Here is an 18,520-nt window from a genome sequence, read left to right as displayed (position 1 = left end):
CCATTGATTTAAAACGCTTTCATGAAGCTCTATTTTATTATACCACAACCCTTTTTATTCGACCAATTTTTTGTTATGCTACTACGTAGTGAAGGTTCTGGAAGGGAGTCGGTCTGCACAGATGGAACATATCAAAATATATCATTCCCTGGTTATCCCGTATCAGAACACCGAGATGATCGTTGAGGGCCCTATACCGCCTGAACGGCTTCGCACATACTCCCTTCATCCGGATCTGGATGCGTTTCGGCGGCCAAAAGATCAGTGGGAAGCCTTGGTAGAAATAGCCGAGCTGCCGGAAGGAAGGATCATTGCCGCACGAATCTCCGATCAAATCATAGGATATGTCACCTTCCATTATCCGGATGAACTGGAGCGTTGGTCCGAAGGCGGGATGGACGATCTGATCGAGCTTGGAGCCATCGAGGTCGCTAACGATTTCCGCGGTATCGGACTGGGCAAAAAGCTGATCAAGCTGGCATTTGAAGGTGAGCAATTGGAGAACGTCATCACATTTACAACGGAATATTATTGGCATTGGGATTTGGAAGCTACCGGGCTCACGGTCTGGCAGTATCGCAATATGATGGAGCAGCTGATGAAAAGCGTGGATATGGTCTGGTATGCCACCGACGATCCGGAGATTTGCTCTCATCCTGCAAACTGTCTGATGGTACGCATCGGCAAAAACGTACCGTTGTCCTCTGTCGAGAAATTCGACCGTGTTCGGTTCCGGCAGCGGTTTATGTACTGATGGAGGCGCGAAAAGTCATGAATGCCAAAGCCTTGTTCATTTACGACGAGAATGAAACCGCATACCGTTTTAATGACAGCCATCCGTTTAATCAAAAAAGATTAATTTTGACCGTGGACCTGCTGCGAAAAGCGGGGGCTCTGCCCCCCGAATCCGTCATTTCCCCCGGTAAAGCAGCGGAAGCACAGCTTTACCATGTGCATTCCAGGGAATATGTTCAAGCCGTCACCGCCCTTAGTTATCCGGAACCTGAACAGAAATGGCTGCAGCAAGCGGAAAAATACGGGCTGGCTACGGAGGATACCCCCTTCTTTCCAGGCATGAACGACATTACCATGGGCTTGGTCGGCGGGTCGATTCGAGCTGTGGACGCTGTCATGACCGGGGAAACGGTGCATGCGCTGCATTTGGGCGGCGGACTGCATCACGCCATGCCCAGCAAAGGCTCGGGCTTTTGTGTATATAACGATGCGGCGATTGCCATTGCGCATGCTAAAAGCGCTTACGGCAGCCGAGTACTCTATATCGATACGGACGTGCATCACGGTGACGGCGTGCAGTGGAGCTTCTATACGGACCCTTCCGTATGCACATTCTCCATTCATGAAACAGGGAAGTATTTGTTCCCGGGAACCGGAGCGGTGAATGAACGGGGAGCCGACTCCGGGTTCGGGACAACCGTCAATGTGCCGCTGGAACCCTACACCGAAGACGAATCGTGGATGGAATGCTTCAGCGAAGTGCTTGGCAAAGTGGCGGAGCAGTTCAAGCCTGATTTAATCGTTTCACAGCACGGCTGCGACGCGCATGCCTTCGATCCGTTGGCACACATGCACTGCAGTATGGAAATATACCGGGCGATGCCGCGCTTCATTCACCAACTCGCACATCAATATTGCGGCGGTCGTTGGGTGGCGCTCGGCGGAGGCGGGTATGAGATTTGGCGAGTCGTTCCGCGGGCCTGGAGCCTGCTTTGGCTTGAAATGAGCGAGCACGCGATCATCGGGCAGCTGGAGAAGGACCCGGAGCTGGCTCTGCCGTCTTCATGGCTTAAGGAATGGCAGCCCTACTGCAGTGAAGCGCTTCCTTCCACATGGCTAGATCCTGTAGAAACCTGGGAGCCGATACCTCGCCGAAACGAAATTACACAAAAAAATAGGCAAACCAAAGAGCTTGCCATGCTGTATTTGCCCAAATAAATGTGCTGAACGGAAGATCGGCGATGATCCGCCGAATAAAGAAAAAGCCCGCTGACCTGCGACAACCGGTTCAAGCGGGCTTTGCCTGTTAAAATTCGATTTTTGATTCAAGGAATGCTTTCAATTCGCTGATCGGCATCCGTGTCTGCTCCATCGTATCGCGGTCGCGAACGGTCACCTGTCCGTCCTGCTCGGAGTCGAAATCATATGTGATACAGAACGGGGTACCGATCTCATCATGGCGACGGTACCGCTTGCCGATCGATCCGGCTTCGTCGTAATCCACCAGGAAATGCTTGGATAAGTCGGCAAATACTTTATTCGCCCCTTCCGAAAGCTTCTTGGACAGCGGGAAAATCGCCGCTTTGTAAGGCGCCAGTGCCGGATGCAGGTGCAGCACCGTACGGCTGTCATCCCCTTCAAGCTTCTGTTCTTCGTAGGCGTTGATCAAGAAGGCCAGCGTCACACGGTCTGCACCAAGCGAAGGCTCGATACAGTAAGGAATGTAGCGCTCGTTCGTTTCTTGATCGATATAATGGAAATCCTCGCCGGAATGCGCCATATGCTGCTTCAAATCATAATCCGTGCGGTCAGCGATACCCCAAAGCTCGCCCCATCCGAACGGGAATTTATATTCAATGTCGGTAGTACCATTGCTGTAATGGGACAGCTCATCCTCGGAGTGATCCCGCAGACGAATGCTAGTTTCCGCCATGCCTAGAGACAGGAGCCAGTCACGGCAGAAAGAACGCCAGTACTCAAACCATTGCAGATCTTCCCCCGGCTTGCAGAAAAACTCCAGCTCCATCTGTTCGAATTCACGGGTCCGAAACGTAAAATTGCCCGGTGTAATTTCATTTCGGAAGCTTTTGCCGATTTGGCCGATGCCGAACGGAAGCTTTTTGCGCATCGTACGCTGTACATTCTTGAAGTTGACGAAGATGCCCTGCGCTGTCTCCGGACGCAGATACACGATGTTGGCGCTTGATTCCGTCACGCCCTGGAATGTTTTGAACATCAGATTGAACTGGCGGATTTCTGTATAATCCATAGCCCCGCAGTCCGGACAAACGATGCTGTGCTCGGCAATCAGCTTTTCCATATCGGCAAAGGATAATCCGTCCACAATCATCTCGATCCCTTTTTCCGACAAAGCATTCTCGATCAGCTTGTCCGCACGGTGACGCACCTTACACTTTTTGCAGTCGATCATCGGGTCGTTAAAATTGCCTACATGGCCCGAAGCGACCCAAGCCTGAGGATTCATCAAAATAGCCGCATCCAAACCTACGTTATAAGGCGATTCTTGAATAAACTTTTTCCACCATGCGCGTTTGATGTTGTTTTTGAGCTCCACTCCCAGTGGACCGTAATCCCAAGTGTTCGCGAGGCCTCCGTAAATTTCGGAGCCGGGAAAAATAAACCCTCTGTGCTTTGCCAGAGCGACAATTTGATCCATTGTTACCGATGACATGATTGAACGACTCTCCTTATCTATTTTAAAGCGCTGCGGCAGTTTTTTATTGCAGCCGCTTCAGTAATTGATCTACAATACGGTATGAATTCTCTGAAGCCTGGACGGTAAATTCCGCAAAGTTCACATGCGCCGAACCATCCGCTTTATCGGACATGGAGCGAATGACGACAAAAGGAACCCCGTTCATGGTGCAGACTTGAGCTACAGCCGCGCCCTCCATCTCCGTGCAGGCTCCCCCGAGCTCCGTGTACAGCTGCGCCACCGTTTCACGGCTCGCGATAAACTGGTCTCCGGAAAGCACACGCCCTTCTTTCACCCGTCCGCCGAATAACTCGCCGCTCACTTCCACAGCAAGCTTCCGCAAATGGTCGTCTGCGGCAAACAACGATGTCTCTTCATAAGGTATCGTGCCCCGGGGGAAGCCAAGCGCCGTTACGTCCATATCGTGCTGCAGGCATTCCGTCGATACGACGATATCCCCCACGTTCAGATCCGGATCTACCGCCCCGGCCACTCCGGTAAACACAATGGAGTCCACCCCGTATGTATCAATCAAAATTTGCGTCGTTACGGCAGCGTTTACTTTGCCCACACCCGATTTGCAGAGCACGATCGGCCGGCCATGAAATTGTCCTTCATAGAACACCACGCCCGCCTTTACCGATTCGTTTACCTGATCCATATGGTTATGGAACAGTTCGATCTCTTCCTTCATCGCCCCGATGACGCCGATTTTTGAATAAGCCAAGCCAAGTCCTCCTTTACAAAAAGAAGTGGCTCACGTTTAGCGTGAAGCCACCGAATTTCTTTGAATGATATCGTGAGGTAACGTAACCTGCGTCAGCTCCGAGGCATCCTTGGTTTCCTTGTTCATCAGCTTGGTCAAAAGACGCATCGCCACGGCGCCGATATCATACATCGGTTGAGCTACCGTCGTCAGCTGAGGCCGAACCATGGACGCCATCCGGATATTATCCACACTGATGACGGATACATCATCCGGCACTTTCAGCCCGTTGTCCTGAAGCGCATGAATCGCGCCGATCGCCATTTCGTCCGTCGCCGCAAAAATAGCCGTAGGACGCTCGTCCAGCTCCATGAAATATTTCGTGACCTCAAGACCTGATTCGTAACGGTAATTACCGATACGGACATAATCCTCACGCAGCGGAATCCCGGCCTCCTCCAACGCCTTCTTGTAGCCTTGGTAACGCGCATATCCGTTCGTCGGATCCTGCAGAGTTCCGGATATCATGGCGATTTGACGATGGCCTTTCTGAATCAGCAATTGCACCGCATCGTAAGCGGCCTTCTCATGGTCGATATCGACCGACGGGATGGTCTTCTGTTCATCCGCCGTCGCGCAAAGCACGACCGGAACCGAAGAGGTCTTGAACGCTTCAATATGCTCTTCCGTGATAGCGCCGCCCATAAAGAGAAGTCCGTCAACCTGCTTCTCGAGAAGGGTGTTGATGACGCGTATTTCTTTATCCTTCTTTTTGTCCGCATTGCAAAGGATAATATTGTAGTGATACATGTTGGCGATATCTTCAATGCCTCTTGCGACCTCGGAGAATATCGAGTTGGAAATATCGGGAATGACCACGCCGACGGTTGTCGTCTTCTTGCTGGCCAAGCCTCTGGCCACCGCATTCGGACGATAGCCTAAACGCTCAATGGCTTCAAAAACTTTCTTCCGTGTTTGCGGCTTCACGTTGGGATTGTTGTTGACTACTCGGGAAACGGTCGCCATGGAAACGCCCGCTTCTCTTGCTACATCATAAATTGTCACAGTCACGGCCATTCTCTCCAATGTTAAAAATTATAATGCGATCATGTCATTTAGCCTTATCATACGACAAAATGCCTGATTTCGCAACGAATATAGGCTTAATCCTATGTTCATAGTATCAAATTACATCAAAAAAAGCCAACTGCAGGGCAGCGGCTTTCAAAAATCGTGTACTGTTATGGCATGTTTGGCGATTTGAGACAAGCGTTTTCTAATATCATCCACCCACGGCCCGTCGTTAAGCGACTGGGCAAGAAGCAGCAAATCCAGCAGCTCGTTGATGCGTTCCTGGATGATGGCTTCCACCGGATCGGAAGCCCGATTCTTATCCGTCACTTTTACCATCAGATGGGCGACTTCGCTGACCTCCTCGAATTGCAGCTGCTGCTTTTCCGGCTTGCTGCCAAGCGTTCCGATTAATCCGGTCAGCTCCGGCTTCACCTCGGGATATACTTCACTTCGGCTGCAAGCTTCACAAGAAAAAACAGGGACGTTTTCGATTTCAACTTTGTTTTGATAAATCACGGTGCGGAGGCGGATACCCATGTATTCACCGCATTTGCACTGCTTCTGCAACGATACCACTCCTTTATGACGACAGCCAACCCTTTCTCCATAGGTTCAGATATTCTACCTTGGTTCAACTTTTCCTTCCGAAAGGCGGTTAGTAATATTTAGCACCGGAGAGCCGGCCGTACCAGCGCCGGACAAAAGGAATATAGAGCAGCAGCATGGCTAGTGCGGCTCCGATAGCGTCATTGCGAATATCCTTGAGATCGGGCGTCCGCCCCGGAACGAACGATTGGTGGTATTCATCGGTCACGCCGTACAGAACACAAAGCAGTATAACGGCAAGCTTAACTCCAAGGCTTAACCGCTTCGGACGCCATGCCCATAGATATGTCCAGGCCAAAATAAAATAGGCCGCAAAATGTCCCCAATCAAAGCCTTCCATCATCGGAACAAAGCGGCGGACGATGTCCAGCCAGCCGCCCACATCTTCCCCTGTCCGGGAAGACAAATAAAAAATGACCGCCATCCACAGCAGGGAAGGCAGCCATCGAATGAATACATGCATTCCGTTTTGGCTCCTAACTGCTATCAACTTGCCGAAGCTTTATTTGCGGATATACCCGGCCAATACGTCGACGAACGTTTTCGTAAATGCGGGAAGATCCGGGGGCCTGCGGCCGGAGACGATATTCCGGTCCACTACAACCTCTTGATCCACCCAGATGGCTCCGGCGTTCTCCAGGTCGTCCTTAATCCCCGGGGTCGAGGTCATGGTATAGCCCTTACAAATTTTGGCGGATGCCAACACCCAGCCGGCGTGACAAATATGGGCAATCGGCTTCTCGGCAGCATGAAATTCCTTGGTGAGCTGAAGCACGGATGCATAACGGCGCAATTTGTCAGGGGCCCAGCCGCCGGGGATATACAAGCCAATATAGTCCTCGGAACGAACTTCATCCAGAGCATGGTCGGTTGTCAGCGGAACCCCGTATTTGCCGTGATATACCGTATTGGCTTTGGGACCGGCGAGGTGCACCTCCGCTCCGGCCTCCTTCAGCCGCATCACCGGATACCACATCTCCAAATCTTCAAAATCCTCGTCTACAAAAGCAAGCACTTTGCGGCCTTTTAATTCCATCTTCGTTTTCCTCCCACAAATTTATGGATCGTCTCTTGCAACGGCGAGCGGGTTAACAGCAGCCGCTTGCCGGCCAATGAGGTTTGGTTTCCTCCGCCAAATCAGTCTCCAGATAGCGGCCGAGCACCTCGATGACAGCGGAGCTGGACATACATTTGGACAACTCGTCCCATATGCCCTCGGTATCGCTGTATTTGCTTTGCAGCAAGCTGTTTTTCACCTTCAATATGGCTTGGACCGACATGCTTAATTCCTTAATTCCAAGCGACAGCCAGATCGGCAGGGCGCGTATATCCCCTGCGAGCTCGCCGCATACGCTGACATGCGTTTTGAACCGCTTGGCGTTATCTACGATCATCTTCAGCATACGCAGCACCGCAGGATGATAAGGATCGTACAGATGAGCCACCTGTTCATTCATCCGGTCTACAGCCAGTACGTACTGTACCAGATCGTTCGTACCGATGCTGAAGAAATCAACCTCTTGGGCCAGCAGGTCGGAGATCATGACCGATGCCGGCAGCTCAATCATAATGCCTACCTCAACCTCCTCGCTGAAGGGCACTTTAGCTTCCCTCAACTCCTGCTTGGCTTCTTCCAGCAATTCATTTGCCCGATGCAGCTCTTCTAGGCTGCTGATCATCGGATACATGATTTTGACGCTGCCGTAATGACTGGCCCGGAGGATGGCACGCAGCTGCGTCTTGAACAAATCGGTCCGGTCCAGCATCACTCGTATCGCGCGGTATCCAAGCGAAGGATTCTCCTCTTCGGGCAATGCCAAATAATCCAAATGCTTGTCGCCGCCGATGTCGAGCGTGCGGATCACGACCGGCTTCCCTTGAAGCCGCTCGGCGACCTCACGGTAAACAACAAACTGCTCCTCTTCTTGCGGGAAGGTGCTCCGGTCCATGTACAAAAATTCCGTCCGGAACAGACCCACGCCGGATGCCCCGTTGCGGATCACCAAATCCAGCTCCTTCACCGAGCTGATGTTGGCTGCAAGATTCATCTGCCAGCCGTCTTCGGTTTGGGAAGGCAGGTGCGCCAATTTTTGCAGCTGTTCCTGGATCGCCTTCCAAGATTCCCTTCGCGCTTCGTACTGCCGAATAATTTCTTCCTCCGGATTGACGTAAACGATCCCTTCATCTCCGTCGATGATAAGGTAATCTCCGTTTTGAATCGGCGTTTGCAGCTTTCCCTCAAGCCCAAGCACATAAGGCACGCTCATGGCGCGGGCCATGATGGCCACGTGCGAGGTCTTGCCCCCCATCATCGTAACAATCCCCATCGTTTGATTGACGTCAAGATGAACCATTTGGGAAGGAATTAATTCTTTAGCTACCAGAATATACGGCTGATCCTTAGGAGGGAGCGTCTCTTCGAGCGCTCCGAGCAAATGCTTGAGCAGTCGGTTGCCGACATCCTTAATATCCAGCGCCCGCTCCTTCATGTAATGATCGTCCAGCAGATCGAACATGTTGACAAATTTATCGATCGCTTCCTTGACCGCTACCTCCGCAGCCTTATACTGGCGCTGCATGATCCCTTGCACTTCGCTCATAAAGATCGGGTCTTCAAGGATCGCCAGGTGAGCGTCGAAAATTTGCGTCTGCTCTTCGCCCAGTACACTGACGAACTCTTGCTTGATCTGCTCGATCTCCACCTTGGAATGATGGATCCCGTCATATAACCGTTCGAATTCATAAGCCAAATCCGCAACATCGATCAGCTTATCGGGAAAGTCCCATTCCCATGTCGGGATGACAAAAGCTTTGCCCATAGCAATACCGGATGATGCTCCGATTCCCTCAATCAAAAGCGTTCCCTCCCTCTGTGACGGCATCCTTGAGTACGACCGACATAACGGACGCCTGGCCTTTTTTCACCGTTTTATAAGGCGCAAAGCTCCATGACTTGACCTTATCGACGTTGGTGATCAGCATTGGCGTCGCCAGCGATTTACTGTTCTTTTTCACCCTGTTCAAATTGAACCGAACCAGCAGCTGACCAGGCTCCACCTGGTCTCCTTCTTTAACGAAGCAGGTGAAATATTTCCCCTGAAGATGAGACGTGTCGATACCGATATGCAGCAGTACCTGAAGACCATGTTCCGTTTCGATACCAATCGCATGAAGCGACGGATATACATGGATGATCTTACCGCCCACAGGAGCTACGAGTTCCCCCTTTTCAGGGAGAAAAGCTACCCCGTTGCCGACGATCTTCCCGGCAAAAATTTTGTCCGGCACTTCTTCCAGCGGAATCATGCGGCCCTGCATGGGCGAGTTGAACAGGACTTGCTTAATGTCCCTGCGCAGCGCCTTATTGATTTCCTCACGGATCAGCTCGGAATAGGTGCCGAAAACCACCTGCACGTTCCCCCCGCCCAACCGGATGACTCCGGCTGCGCCCAGATGCTTAAGCGCCGCGGTGTCCATCAGACGATCGTTGACGAGAGTCAGACGAAGGCGGGTAATGCAGGCTTCAATGTTCTTGATGTTGTTCTTTCCCCCCAGGGCCTGCAGAATCAGCGGGGAACGATAAGGAATATCCCCTGCCCACTCTTCCAGCTGCGAGCCTTCCTCGCGGCCGGGTGTAGGGATGCGGAATCGGCGTATCGCCCAACGAAACAAGACGTAATAGACCATTCCGTATGCCAGACCGATCGGGATGAGGAGCCAGCCGTTTTTCGCCAGGTGCAGGTTGATTAAAAAGTCGATCGCGCCTGCCGCGTAGGAGAACCCGTGGTGGATGTCCAGAGCAAATGCAATCCACATCGCAAAACCGGAGAGAATGGCATGCACAATAAAAAGATACGGCGCCACGAATAAAAAGGCGAACTCGATCGGCTCCGTCACACCGGTTAAAAAACAGGCAAACGCCGCGGTTAAAAATGTGGCGCGAACTTTCGGCTTCAAGTCTTCGCGCGCTTCATGGATAATGGCCAGCGCAATGGCCGGGAGCGCAAACATCATGATCGGATATAACCCGGCCATATAGAACCCTGCTTCGGGATCGCCGGCAAAAAAACGGGGCAGGTCTCCGAACACCGGCTGACCGTTAGCGTCGTAAGCCCCTAGCTGGAACCAGAAAAAATTATTAAACACGTGATGAAGACCTGAAGGCACCAACAGCCTGTGAATGATTCCATACAAGAAGGTCCCGAATCCGCCCAGCCCCAAGATGACATTCGTCAGCGCTTGCATGCCCGATTCCAAAGCAGGACCTATATGAATCATGACCACGATCAGAATAAAAATGGCCAGACCCATAAGCAGCGGCACCATCCGCGGGCCACCGAAAAATTGTATATATTCGGGAAGCTGAATATGCTTCACCCGATGATAAATTACCGCCGCCAGCAAACCGATCAGAATCCCGCCCGGAACTCCAAGCTGGAACGATTCGCCCAAAAAATGCTTCAGCGATTCACTGAACATATAATGCCCAATTAAGGCCGACATTCCCGCTATGCCCGCGCTCTCCGTCAGGCCGAGCGCAACGCCCACGGCAAAAATCAGCGGCAAATAAGTAAAGATCGTCGTCCCGGCCATCGTTAAAATTTCCCCGATTTGGGGCAATTGCATTTGTTCCCAAGGCAGCGAACCGAGACGCAGCAAAATGGCTGCAACGGGAAGCGTTATCGTGGGCAGCATCAAAGATCGGCCAAGCTGCTGCAGGTTTCCCATCCAATTCAAAGCAAGCCGCTCCCCCTTTCATATTAAGATCGTAAGGCTTGGACACTTTTTTGTCAAACAATGAAATGAAGCCTCCGCAAGAAAAAAAGAGACGGAAATGAATATCCGTCCCTTTTAACCAATCCCGATAAATCAGACTTGATATCTGTTGATGCTGCTGACATTCACCCCGAATTGACTTTGAGACGGCTGTGTGGAGTCCGAGCGCAAATAGGCGTCATGGCCTTGTTGGTCTCCACGGTAGTTCGCCGTGTGATAAGACTGCGGGTTTTGATATTGTCCGTATTGTTGTTGTTGGTTGGAAACGCCGAATTGTTGGCTTATTCCCGCGTTGTACTGGCTGCCGAATTGGCTCGATTGACCGGCAAACCCGCTGTATTGGCTTTGGGACGGCTGGCTGGAATCCGAACGCAGGTAAGCATCATGACCCGCTTGATTCCCGCGGTAGTTCGCCGTATGATAAGACTGCGGGTTCTGGTATTGTCCGTATTGTTGTTGGTTGGAAACGCCGAATTGTTGGCTTATTCCCGCGTTGTACTGGCTGCCGAATTGGCTCGATTGACTGGCAAACCCGCTGTATTGGCTTTGGGACGGCTGGCTGGAATCCGAACGCAGGTAAGCATCATGACCCGCTTGATTCCCGCGGTAGTTGGCGGTGTGGTAAGATCCGGCGTTTTGATTAGAACCGAAAGACGAATTCCACTGATTGTTCGTTCCTTGGTTCAAGGATTGGTTATACTGGGATTGAACATAGCCCACCGGTTGGTATTTGGTTTCATACCCGCGGTACTGGGAACCGTAATGAGCTCCTGCCTGATTTTGAACATTGTTTTGGAAGCCCTGTTGATTATACATGAAAATCCTCCTTGAATGAGATTAAGAAGTCTTCCGGTTCCGGCGCACATTCGTCCGTTCTATTCCGAAAGCCTTTCTTATTTTCTTCAAGGAGGATTTTTTTTATAACCTTGCCGGATCTTTTTTTCAATCGTCAGCGTGCGCCAAGCACTTCCAGCTTCAGCCGTTCGGCGGCAAGACGCGGATCCCGGCTATGAACAATGGCGGATACGACGGCTACGCCGTCCGCACCGGCTGCTACAACGGGGGCGGCTTGTCCGTGTCCGATTCCCCCTATGCCAACCATGGGAATGCGGCTCCAGCGCTGCTTGATTTGGCCGAGAAGCCGGGTGCCGATCGGCTCGCCTGCATCGCCTTTGGTCAGTGTGGAGTAGATGGCCCCGACACCCAGATAATCCGCCCCGTTCTGCACTGCCCATTCCACTTCTTCCATCGTCCCTGCGGAGATCCCGACGATGGCGTCCTTGCCCATCAGCCTGCGCGCCTCCGAGCCGGGAAGATCGTCCTGGCCTACATGAACGCCGTCGGCTTCAAGCAGTAAGGCAACGTCTACCCTATCATTAACAATAAAGGGAACGCCGAACTCCCGGCATAATTCCCGGATCGGCCGGGCCTCCTTCAGAACCCGGGATAACGGCGCTTTCTTCTCTCTGAGCTGCAGCATCGTAATGCCGCCTTCCAAAGCAGCCTTCGCCGTTTCAAGGGCGGTTCTTCCCTCATAAGCGTCAAGCCCCATAACCAAATAAACAGCTAAACGATTTTGCAGGTTTTCCCGAAACAACTTACTTCCCTCCAGGCAGCAAAATGGAATCCTCTACCTTGATGCAGCGGTCCATAATCACTTCAAGCCCCCCGGCTTTGGCAATATCTGCCGCTTCTTCATTGTAAATGCCCAACTGCAGCCACAACACCTTAGCTCCGATACGTACCGCTTCCTCAGCCACCGGAACCGTTTGTTCGCTTCTCCGGAAGACGTTGACGATATCGACCGGTTCCGGGATATCCGCCAGCGATTTGTAGCAAGCTTCACCCAGAATCGTACCGTTGACCATCGGATTGACCGGAATGATGCGGTAGCCCTTCTTTTGCATGGCCTCCGACACCATATAAGACTCCCTGTCGGGCTTGTCGGACAAGCCAACCACAGCAATATTCTTTGCATTCACCAATATTTCTTTAATGGCCTCGCGAGACGGATTTTGAAACGGCATCCTGCTCACTCCTTATCACATATTATTTTGTATAGCTGAGCGCCTGGCTCCCCATCGCTTCCCAGGTTGCCAAAAATTGTGTTTTTTCAATCTTGTGCTTGCCTTTTCCCGACAGGGGATCATTCACATACACATACTCCTCGTCAAAGCCCACAAGCAATACGGCATGCACCATGAAGGTGGATTGAAACGGTCCGATCGGCGTATCCCATACGACCCATTTGCTCGGCACTTTATAATCGATGGTCGTCCACACCACAGAGGGAATGCCTTGAATCAATTGATCTTCAAGCTTAGAGAACGGCTCCCGCGTCATATCGACAGCCGTGGGCACATACGCCTTCAGCAGGTCGAACAATGCCGTATGATAAATGCTGAAGCCTTTGCCCGCGCCCGTCACCTCTCCGACAAAACCCAGGTTCGGGTTGCCCCAATAAGCGATAGAGCCGTCCTTGTTGTAACGGATCGGAGTTGCATCCCGCTTCATCTCTTTGGCAAGCTCCATCTTCGATTTGTTCACGCCGTAATACTGAAGCAGCATCGTCAGGCTTGTGACCTCGCAGCCGGAAGGGAGCTCCGGAAGCTGGCGGACAACGGGCGCGTCCAGCACGACGCTTTTGGGTCTGGGTTCTGCCGGCTTCTCTACTGCAGCATCGGCGTTATTCCCGTTAGGGGTCGGAGTTCCCTGCGCCGATTGGTCCGCATGGACAACGGGTCCGCTTAAAACGGGTTCATTCAACCATGCCTGTCCGGTGATTTTGCCGTATAACAGGACGGCAAAAACGCCGCTGGCGAACAGCAGTCCCGCAATCAGAAAGAGACCTAACGTAACTTGAATACCTTTCCACAAGATGGTCATCATGTAAACACCGCCTGGCCGCAAACGGATTATTCATCCTGGCTTTTTTATTCCTGTACGAGCTCGATGTTCGCACCCAGAGAGAGGAGATGTTCAAAATATTGCGGGTACGACTTGGCTACATGATGCGCATCGTTAATGACAAGGCCCTTATCCGAACGCAATCCTGCAACCGTCAGCGCCATAATGACGCGGTGATCGTAATGCGCGTTGATTTCCACGCCGCCGGCAATGCCTTGCGGACGACCGTGGACAATGATTTCGCTTTGTCTTTCTTCCACATCCGCGCCCGCCTTGCGCAGCTCGGTTACAAAGTCGGTAATACGGTCGCATTCCTTATAGCGAAGATTCTCGACATTGTAAAAACGGGAAGTGCCTTCGGCAAACAGGGATGCCGCCACCATGGCCAGAACGGCATCGGTAAAATGATCGCCGTCAAACTCACCGGCCTTCAGCTTTTGGCTGCCGCGTACGCGAACGACATCGTTCTCGTGAGTCAAGTTCACGCCCATCGCCCGCAGCACGTCCACCACGGCTCGCTCTCCCTGCTTGCTGTCCTCGGAAAGGCGAAGTACCGAGACATCCGAATTTGTAACGCTGGCTGCAGCCAGTATCGCAGCCGATCCCGGATAATCGCCTTGTACTACATACTTTTGCGGCAGATATTGCTGTCTTCCGGGAACTTTGTAATGCATCAGATCGTCGGAAGCTTCGATCCGGATGCCCGCTTGCGCAATCACTTCGAGTGTCTGCCCTACAATGACCTTGGATTTCAAGTCATGAAGCACCGTAATTTCACTGTCTTCCTCCAAAAGCGGCGTCATGAACAAAAGCGAGCTTAAAAATTGCGAGCTGACGTTGCCGGAAACCGTGATCTTGCCGCCGCGCGGCTGCCCGCCGCGGATCGTAATCGGAAGCTTGCCGTCCCGATGCTCCACCTGGACACCCATTTGCTGCAGAGCGTCGATCAAGTCGTCATGAGGTCTTTTTCCGAGTGAGTCCGGATAGGTATTCACAAAGGTCACTTCCGGGCAAAAAGCGGCCACGGACATCAAAAATCGCAGCACAGCCCCCGCATTGCCAACGTTCAGCTCTTTCACATGTTTAGGATTGCGGCCGAAGCCGCGAATCGTCATTTTCTCATCGTCCTCTTCAATCACCGCTCCCAGATCACGGATGCATCGGCGCATCGCATCGCTGTCCTCGCTGTGAGCCGGGTAGTACACGGTGCTCGTTCCATCCGCCAGTGCGCCGATCAGCAAATAGCGAGTCGTGTAATTTTTGGAAGACAGCGCATTGATCGTTCCTTCCAGGCGCGGCGTTGGTTTAACAATTGCTCTCATCGTAAGTATCTCTCCTTATATGATGTATCCTAAATAAACAAAGGCTATCCCCGCCGTATAAGTGAGTCCCATATATATCCAGGCGGAACGCTTGCGGCCTTGCGCCATCAGGTCCCAAGACTCCAGCTTGAAAGTGGAAAATGTGGTGAAAGCCCCGAGAAATCCGCTTCCGAGCAGAGCCATCATCCGGGTATCCGCCCCATGGCCCCATAGCCAGCCGAGCAAAAAGGCTCCCAGGACATTAACTGAAAGCGTACCGTAAGGAATCGGGCCGGGAAACCGCTTGGCGATCCTCCCGCTCATCCAATATCGGCTGATCGCTCCCCCGAAGCCTCCAGCGGCCACCAAAACCATATACAGCAATGTATTCGACATCACTCGGCAGAACCCCTTTTCGCAAACAGGACATGGGAACGTCGGCCAAGATGAACGCACAACAGCCCGCCCCATAAGCTGATCAAAAAGTAAACCGCGGTGCTTGCATACTGTCCGTGCCCAAGCAATTCAAAAAACTCCCAGCTTAGGGTGGAAAACGTCGTGAACGATCCGATAAATCCCGTCGTCACGGCAGCTCTGATCCGGGGATACCGGCCCAGTCTCACAGAATAAGCGAATCGGCCCAGCAGCAAACAACCGGCAAGATTGCACAGCAGGGTCCCCCAAGGGAAATGTGAGCTCCCATGGTTTAAAGCAAGAGACATCCCGTAGCGGGCCAAGGCTCCGGCCACACCCGCCAGACCTATGTATACTGCTGTCATCTCTATATCCCTCCTGGTGTGCGGCATGAATAGGTTTGACACAGCTTCTATTTTTTCATTATGATGAAATCGTTATGATGAATTCATTCGCCATAAGGCTATCCCCATAAGGAGGACTATTCCATGCAGACGATCACTCCAGCAGAAGTCAAACAGCGAATCGAGAGCGGCGAGAAGCTTTTTATTCTTGATGTCCGCGAACCGGAAGAAATCGCTCTCGGGATGATTCCGGGCGCGAAGTCGATTCCCCTCATGCAAATTCCCGAACGGCTTGCGGAAATTCCGCAGGATGGAGAAACGATTCTCGTCTGCCGCAGCGGCAACCGAAGCGGCAGAGCCTATGAATACCTGGAAGCGCAAGGCTTCAAAGGACTCAAAAACATGACCGGCGGGATGCTGGAATGGGAAACGCTCTAAGCGTTTCCTATTCTGCTGCATATGATCTCGACGATGCGGTCTACCGGTAAGCCATCCGTATCCACCTTCAAATCCGCAAAGTCGTAAGCATGTTCCCTGCTTTTCGCAATGTGTTTTACCCGTTCCTCCAGATGACCTTGAAGAAGTGGGCGGTTTTGATCCCCTTTAACGCGCTCGATAATAGTCTCTACCGAGGCAAAGAGAGCAACGACAAACCCGTTCTCTTTCATGGCAAGGCGGTTCAGTTCAAGCAGTACCGCTCCGCCGCCCGTAGAGACAACCTGCTCGCTTCGCTTCAGCACATTCCCTATGATTTCGCTTTCCGCCTTCCGAAACGCCTCTTCTCCCAACTTGGCAAACATGTCGCTGATGCTCATGCCTTGGCTTCTTACGATCTCTGAATCCGTGTCGACATAGGTCCAGCCCAACTTGGCGGACAGCGCTTGTCCTACAGTCGATTTGCCCGATCCCATCAAACCGACCAGTATAATATTGCGGTTCATTTCCATGCTGCACCTCTGGCTAAAGTCTTTAAACTTACCCTATCATATCACAGCTTGTCCCAACGTGAATAGAAAGTTTAGTGAACACATATGATGGATGTGAATAAATCCCAGCTTAAACAGTCAAGCTGATAATGCTGTATAGCTGCGAAAGGAGATCCTTTATTATGGTACCCGATGCCCTCTCGAACCCGAAGGTTCCCGCACCCTTGGCAACAGATCTGAAGCTCCAGCAAATCTTAGATTCTTCCACGCCCCTTTGCAAGGAAGACATTGTCTGGATGCTCGAATTCATTAAAAAAAAGGTGGCCGAGGAAGATCTGAATTTAAAAGATCTTTCCCAGCCACGACTGCTTCAAAACTTTCGCTATTTTGCTGAAATCGCCCTGATGCTGATTCAACGGCGCAACGGATTCGATCAGGATGCCGACCGGCTGAAGCTTTGGCTGGCCGAGGCCTCTTACGGATTGCATCCGGCCAGAACCCGTTCGCTCAGGCAGGCCGCTCTAAATGATGAGAAGGCTTAGTTTTCCATCCATTGGTAATGGAAGGTTCCTTCTTTGTCCACGCGCTTGAACGTATGAGCTCCAAAATAGTCCCGCTGCGCTTGCAGCAGATTAGCAGGCAGACGCTCCGTCCGATAGCTGTCGTAATAGGCCAGCGCGGAAGCGAAGGCTGGCACCGGAATGCCGCGGCTAATGGCGGTCGCCACCACGGTTCTCCATGCTTCCTGATAGTTTTCCACGATCCCCTTGAAGTACTCGTCAAGCAGAAGGTTTTTAAGTTCCGGATTGCGGTCATACGCATCCTTGATGTTTTGCAGGAATCGGGCGCGGATAATGCAGCCGCCGCGGAAAATCATGGCGATGTTGCCGTATTGCAGATCCCAGCCGTATTCTTCGCTTGCGGCTCTCATTTGAGCGAAGCCCTGTGCGTAGGAGCAAATTTTGCTCGCATACAGCGCTTTGCGCACGGCTTCGATAAATTCCTTGCGGTCGCCTTCGAATACTGTCAGCTTCGGACCGTTAAGCACCTTGCTTGCGGCCACCCGTTCTTCTTTCATGGCGGAAAGGAAGCGGGAAAATACCGACTCGGTGATGATGGAAAGCGGCACGCCGAGATCAAGTGCGCTTTGGCTGGTCCATTTGCCTGTTCCCTTTTGGCCGGCCGAGTCGAGAATGACATCAACCATCGGTTTGCCCGTTTCCTGATCATATTTGGTGAAAATATCCGCCGTAATCTCAATCAGATAGCTGTCCAATTCGCCTTTGTTCCAGTCGGCGAATATTTCATGAAGCTCCCGAGTATTAACGCCCAGGACGTCCTTCAGCAGCTGGTAAGCTTCGCAAATTAACTGCATATCTCCATACTCAATTCCGTTATGCACCATTTTGACGTAGTGGCCGGCGCCGTCCGGACCAATGTATGTGCAGCAAGGGTCGCCGTTTACTTTAGCGGAAATGGCTGTCAGAATCGGAGCCACCAACTCGTAGGCATCCTTCTGTCCTCCTGGCATAATCGCCGGTCCTTTCAAAGCGCCTTCTTCGCCACCCGATACGCCGGTACCGATAAAACGGAGGCCGTGCGCCTGCAATTCTTTATTACGGCGCTGCGTGTCCGGGAAGAACGCGTTGCCGCCGTCGATGATAATATCCCCCTGCTCAAGATGGGGAATCAACTGATTAATCGTATCGTCGGTCGCCTTTCCGGCTTGGACCATGATCAAGATTTTACGCGGTTTCTCAAGCGAAGCGACAAATTCCTCAATGCTGTATGTACCGACCAATCGCTTGCCCGGCGATTCGGACAACAGCGCATCGGTTTTTTCGCGGGAACGGTTGTATACGGAAACGCTGAATCCTCTGCTTTCGATATTCAAAGCCAAATTCTTGCCCATGACAGCAAGTCCGATTACGCCAACCTGTTGTTTCGACATAAGTCTCTCTCTTCCTTCCTTATCCTTAGTGAATTGCTGACGATTTCAAAAAGAAAAGCAGCTC

21 protein-coding genes are annotated in these 18,520 nt (G+C 52.0%); 4 read left to right on the top strand and 17 right to left on the bottom strand.

Going from position 1 to position 18,520, the window contains the following annotated elements:
• Positions 1-121 precede the first annotated feature (121 nt).
• Together NR121_RS15765 and NR121_RS15760 are read left to right on the top strand one after the other, a co-directional pair.
• Positions 122-754 carry a GNAT family N-acetyltransferase gene (locus NR121_RS15765; RefSeq protein ID WP_054818043.1) on the top strand — a complete coding sequence of 211 codons (633 nt, stop codon included), beginning with the start codon at positions 122-124 and terminating at the stop codon, positions 752-754.
• A 17-nt stretch (positions 755-771) separates the two neighbouring features.
• Positions 772-1,953, top strand: a complete 1,182-nt coding sequence (locus tag NR121_RS15760; protein WP_074728177.1) for an acetoin utilization protein AcuC — start codon at positions 772-774, stop codon at positions 1,951-1,953.
• An 88-nt stretch (positions 1,954-2,041) separates the two neighbouring features.
• Here NR121_RS15760 and NR121_RS15755 read toward each other — a convergent pair whose 3' ends face one another.
• The 15 genes from NR121_RS15755 to NR121_RS15685 form a co-directional block, all read right to left on the bottom strand.
• Positions 2,042-3,427 carry a glycine--tRNA ligase gene (locus NR121_RS15755; RefSeq protein ID WP_054818042.1) on the bottom strand — a complete coding sequence of 462 codons (1,386 nt, stop codon included), beginning with the start codon at positions 3,425-3,427 and terminating at the stop codon, positions 2,042-2,044.
• A gap of 46 nt (positions 3,428-3,473) precedes the next feature.
• Positions 3,474-4,178 (bottom strand): 5'-methylthioadenosine/adenosylhomocysteine nucleosidase, encoded by a 705-nt coding sequence (locus NR121_RS15750; protein WP_054818041.1) that lies wholly within the window; start codon positions 4,176-4,178, stop codon positions 3,474-3,476.
• 36 nt (positions 4,179-4,214) lie between these two features.
• The gene (gene ccpA / locus NR121_RS15745) at positions 4,215-5,234 is read right to left on the bottom strand and encodes a catabolite control protein A (protein ID WP_074728182.1); all 1,020 of its coding nucleotides are present in this window, start codon (positions 5,232-5,234) and stop codon (positions 4,215-4,217) included.
• A 147-nt stretch (positions 5,235-5,381) separates the two neighbouring features.
• A complete protein-coding gene (locus NR121_RS15740; protein WP_054818040.1) occupies positions 5,382-5,798 on the bottom strand; it encodes a hypothetical protein in 417 nt (138 codons plus the stop codon).
• Positions 5,799-5,886: 88 nt separating this feature from the next.
• Positions 5,887-6,300: a VanZ family protein gene (locus NR121_RS15735; protein WP_062407827.1), complete on the bottom strand. Its 414-nt coding sequence runs from the start codon at positions 6,298-6,300 to the stop codon at positions 5,887-5,889.
• Positions 6,301-6,339: 39 nt separating this feature from the next.
• Positions 6,340-6,873, bottom strand: coding sequence for a type 1 glutamine amidotransferase domain-containing protein (locus NR121_RS15730; RefSeq protein ID WP_062407825.1), 534 nt, complete (start codon positions 6,871-6,873; stop codon positions 6,340-6,342).
• 52 nt (positions 6,874-6,925) lie between these two features.
• Positions 6,926-8,692: a phosphoenolpyruvate--protein phosphotransferase gene (ptsP, locus tag NR121_RS15725; RefSeq protein WP_062407823.1), complete on the bottom strand. Its 1,767-nt coding sequence runs from the start codon at positions 8,690-8,692 to the stop codon at positions 6,926-6,928.
• Positions 8,685-10,574 carry a glucose PTS transporter subunit IIA gene (locus NR121_RS15720; protein ID WP_062407822.1) on the bottom strand — a complete coding sequence of 630 codons (1,890 nt, stop codon included), beginning with the start codon at positions 10,572-10,574 and terminating at the stop codon, positions 8,685-8,687. The genes ptsP and NR121_RS15720 overlap by 8 nt, the downstream gene beginning before the upstream one ends.
• 132 nt (positions 10,575-10,706) lie before the next feature.
• Positions 10,707-11,429, bottom strand: a complete 723-nt coding sequence (locus NR121_RS15715; RefSeq protein WP_062407820.1) for a hypothetical protein — start codon at positions 11,427-11,429, stop codon at positions 10,707-10,709.
• Positions 11,430-11,562: 133 nt separating this feature from the next.
• Entirely contained in the window at positions 11,563-12,210 is a 648-nt protein-coding gene (gene thiE / locus NR121_RS15710) for a thiamine phosphate synthase (protein WP_054818037.1), read from the bottom strand.
• 1 nt (position 12,211) lies between these two features.
• Entirely contained in the window at positions 12,212-12,640 is a 429-nt protein-coding gene (locus NR121_RS15705) for a CoA-binding protein (RefSeq protein WP_062407818.1), read from the bottom strand.
• Positions 12,641-12,662: 22 nt separating this feature from the next.
• Positions 12,663-13,499 (bottom strand): C39 family peptidase, encoded by an 837-nt coding sequence (locus NR121_RS15700; RefSeq protein WP_082660980.1) that lies wholly within the window; start codon positions 13,497-13,499, stop codon positions 12,663-12,665.
• 47 nt (positions 13,500-13,546) lie between these two features.
• Positions 13,547-14,842 (bottom strand): 3-phosphoshikimate 1-carboxyvinyltransferase, encoded by a 1,296-nt coding sequence (aroA, locus tag NR121_RS15695; protein ID WP_062407816.1) that lies wholly within the window; start codon positions 14,840-14,842, stop codon positions 13,547-13,549.
• Between the two features lie 15 nt (positions 14,843-14,857).
• On the bottom strand, positions 14,858-15,217 hold the full coding sequence (gene crcB, locus NR121_RS15690) for a fluoride efflux transporter CrcB (RefSeq protein WP_074728190.1): 360 nt from the start codon (positions 15,215-15,217) through the stop codon (positions 14,858-14,860).
• A complete protein-coding gene (locus tag NR121_RS15685; RefSeq protein WP_256831453.1) occupies positions 15,217-15,600 on the bottom strand; it encodes a FluC/FEX family fluoride channel in 384 nt (127 codons plus the stop codon). Before NR121_RS15685 ends, crcB begins: the two co-directional genes overlap by 1 nt.
• A 123-nt stretch (positions 15,601-15,723) precedes the next feature.
• On the opposite strand from NR121_RS15685, the gene NR121_RS15680 reads away from it, so the two are divergent.
• Positions 15,724-16,017: a rhodanese-like domain-containing protein gene (locus tag NR121_RS15680; protein WP_054818034.1), complete on the top strand. Its 294-nt coding sequence runs from the start codon at positions 15,724-15,726 to the stop codon at positions 16,015-16,017.
• Here the strand turns inward: NR121_RS15680 and NR121_RS15675 are convergent.
• Positions 16,014-16,520 carry a shikimate kinase gene (locus NR121_RS15675; protein WP_137670003.1) on the bottom strand — a complete coding sequence of 169 codons (507 nt, stop codon included), beginning with the start codon at positions 16,518-16,520 and terminating at the stop codon, positions 16,014-16,016. The genes NR121_RS15680 and NR121_RS15675 overlap by 4 nt on opposite strands.
• A gap of 167 nt (positions 16,521-16,687) precedes the next feature.
• On the opposite strand from NR121_RS15675, the gene NR121_RS15670 reads away from it, so the two are divergent.
• Entirely contained in the window at positions 16,688-17,047 is a 360-nt protein-coding gene (locus tag NR121_RS15670) for a hypothetical protein (RefSeq protein WP_137670002.1), read from the top strand.
• Here the strand turns inward: NR121_RS15670 and gndA are convergent.
• Positions 17,044-18,456: an NADP-dependent phosphogluconate dehydrogenase gene (gene gndA / locus NR121_RS15665; RefSeq protein WP_137670001.1), complete on the bottom strand. Its 1,413-nt coding sequence runs from the start codon at positions 18,454-18,456 to the stop codon at positions 17,044-17,046. The genes NR121_RS15670 and gndA overlap by 4 nt on opposite strands.
• Positions 18,457-18,520: the final 64 nt, after the last annotated feature.

It is taken from the genome of Paenibacillus sp. Pae15 (assembly GCF_024519685.1).
Classification (GTDB): Bacteria; Bacillota; Bacilli; order Paenibacillales; family NBRC-103111; genus Paenibacillus_G; species Paenibacillus_G naphthalenovorans.
The sequence above is the reverse complement of the archived record's forward strand: the minus strand, read 5'-3'. Positions and strand labels throughout refer to the sequence as shown.

Bases quoted from the DNA above. Each gene is read 5' to 3' on its own strand.
- NR121_RS15765 (WP_054818043.1), top strand. From the start codon at position 122: ATGGAACATATCAAAATATATCATTCCCTGGTTATCCCGTATCAGAAC.
- NR121_RS15760 (WP_074728177.1), top strand. From the start codon at position 772: ATGAATGCCAAAGCCTTGTTCATTTACGACGAGAATGAAACCGCATAC.
- NR121_RS15755 (WP_054818042.1), bottom strand. From the start codon at position 3,427: ATGTCATCGGTAACAATGGATCAAATTGTCGCTCTGGCAAAGCACAGA.
- ccpA (WP_074728182.1), bottom strand. From the start codon at position 5,234: ATGGCCGTGACTGTGACAATTTATGATGTAGCAAGAGAAGCGGGCGTT.
- NR121_RS15735 (WP_062407827.1), bottom strand. From the start codon at position 6,300: ATGCATGTATTCATTCGATGGCTGCCTTCCCTGCTGTGGATGGCGGTC.
- NR121_RS15730 (WP_062407825.1), bottom strand. From the start codon at position 6,873: ATGGAATTAAAAGGCCGCAAAGTGCTTGCTTTTGTAGACGAGGATTTT.
- NR121_RS15715 (WP_062407820.1), bottom strand. From the start codon at position 11,429: ATGTATAATCAACAGGGCTTCCAAAACAATGTTCAAAATCAGGCAGGA.
- NR121_RS15705 (WP_062407818.1), bottom strand. From the start codon at position 12,640: ATGCCGTTTCAAAATCCGTCTCGCGAGGCCATTAAAGAAATATTGGTG.
- NR121_RS15700 (WP_082660980.1), bottom strand. From the start codon at position 13,499: ATGACCATCTTGTGGAAAGGTATTCAAGTTACGTTAGGTCTCTTTCTG.
- aroA (WP_062407816.1), bottom strand. From the start codon at position 14,842: ATGAGAGCAATTGTTAAACCAACGCCGCGCCTGGAAGGAACGATCAAT.
- crcB (WP_074728190.1), bottom strand. From the start codon at position 15,217: ATGTCGAATACATTGCTGTATATGGTTTTGGTGGCCGCTGGAGGCTTC.
- NR121_RS15685 (WP_256831453.1), bottom strand. From the start codon at position 15,600: ATGACAGCAGTATACATAGGTCTGGCGGGTGTGGCCGGAGCCTTGGCC.
- NR121_RS15680 (WP_054818034.1), top strand. From the start codon at position 15,724: ATGCAGACGATCACTCCAGCAGAAGTCAAACAGCGAATCGAGAGCGGC.
- NR121_RS15675 (WP_137670003.1), bottom strand. From the start codon at position 16,520: ATGAACCGCAATATTATACTGGTCGGTTTGATGGGATCGGGCAAATCG.
- NR121_RS15670 (WP_137670002.1), top strand. From the start codon at position 16,688: ATGGTACCCGATGCCCTCTCGAACCCGAAGGTTCCCGCACCCTTGGCA.
- gndA (WP_137670001.1), bottom strand. From the start codon at position 18,456: ATGTCGAAACAACAGGTTGGCGTAATCGGACTTGCTGTCATGGGCAAG.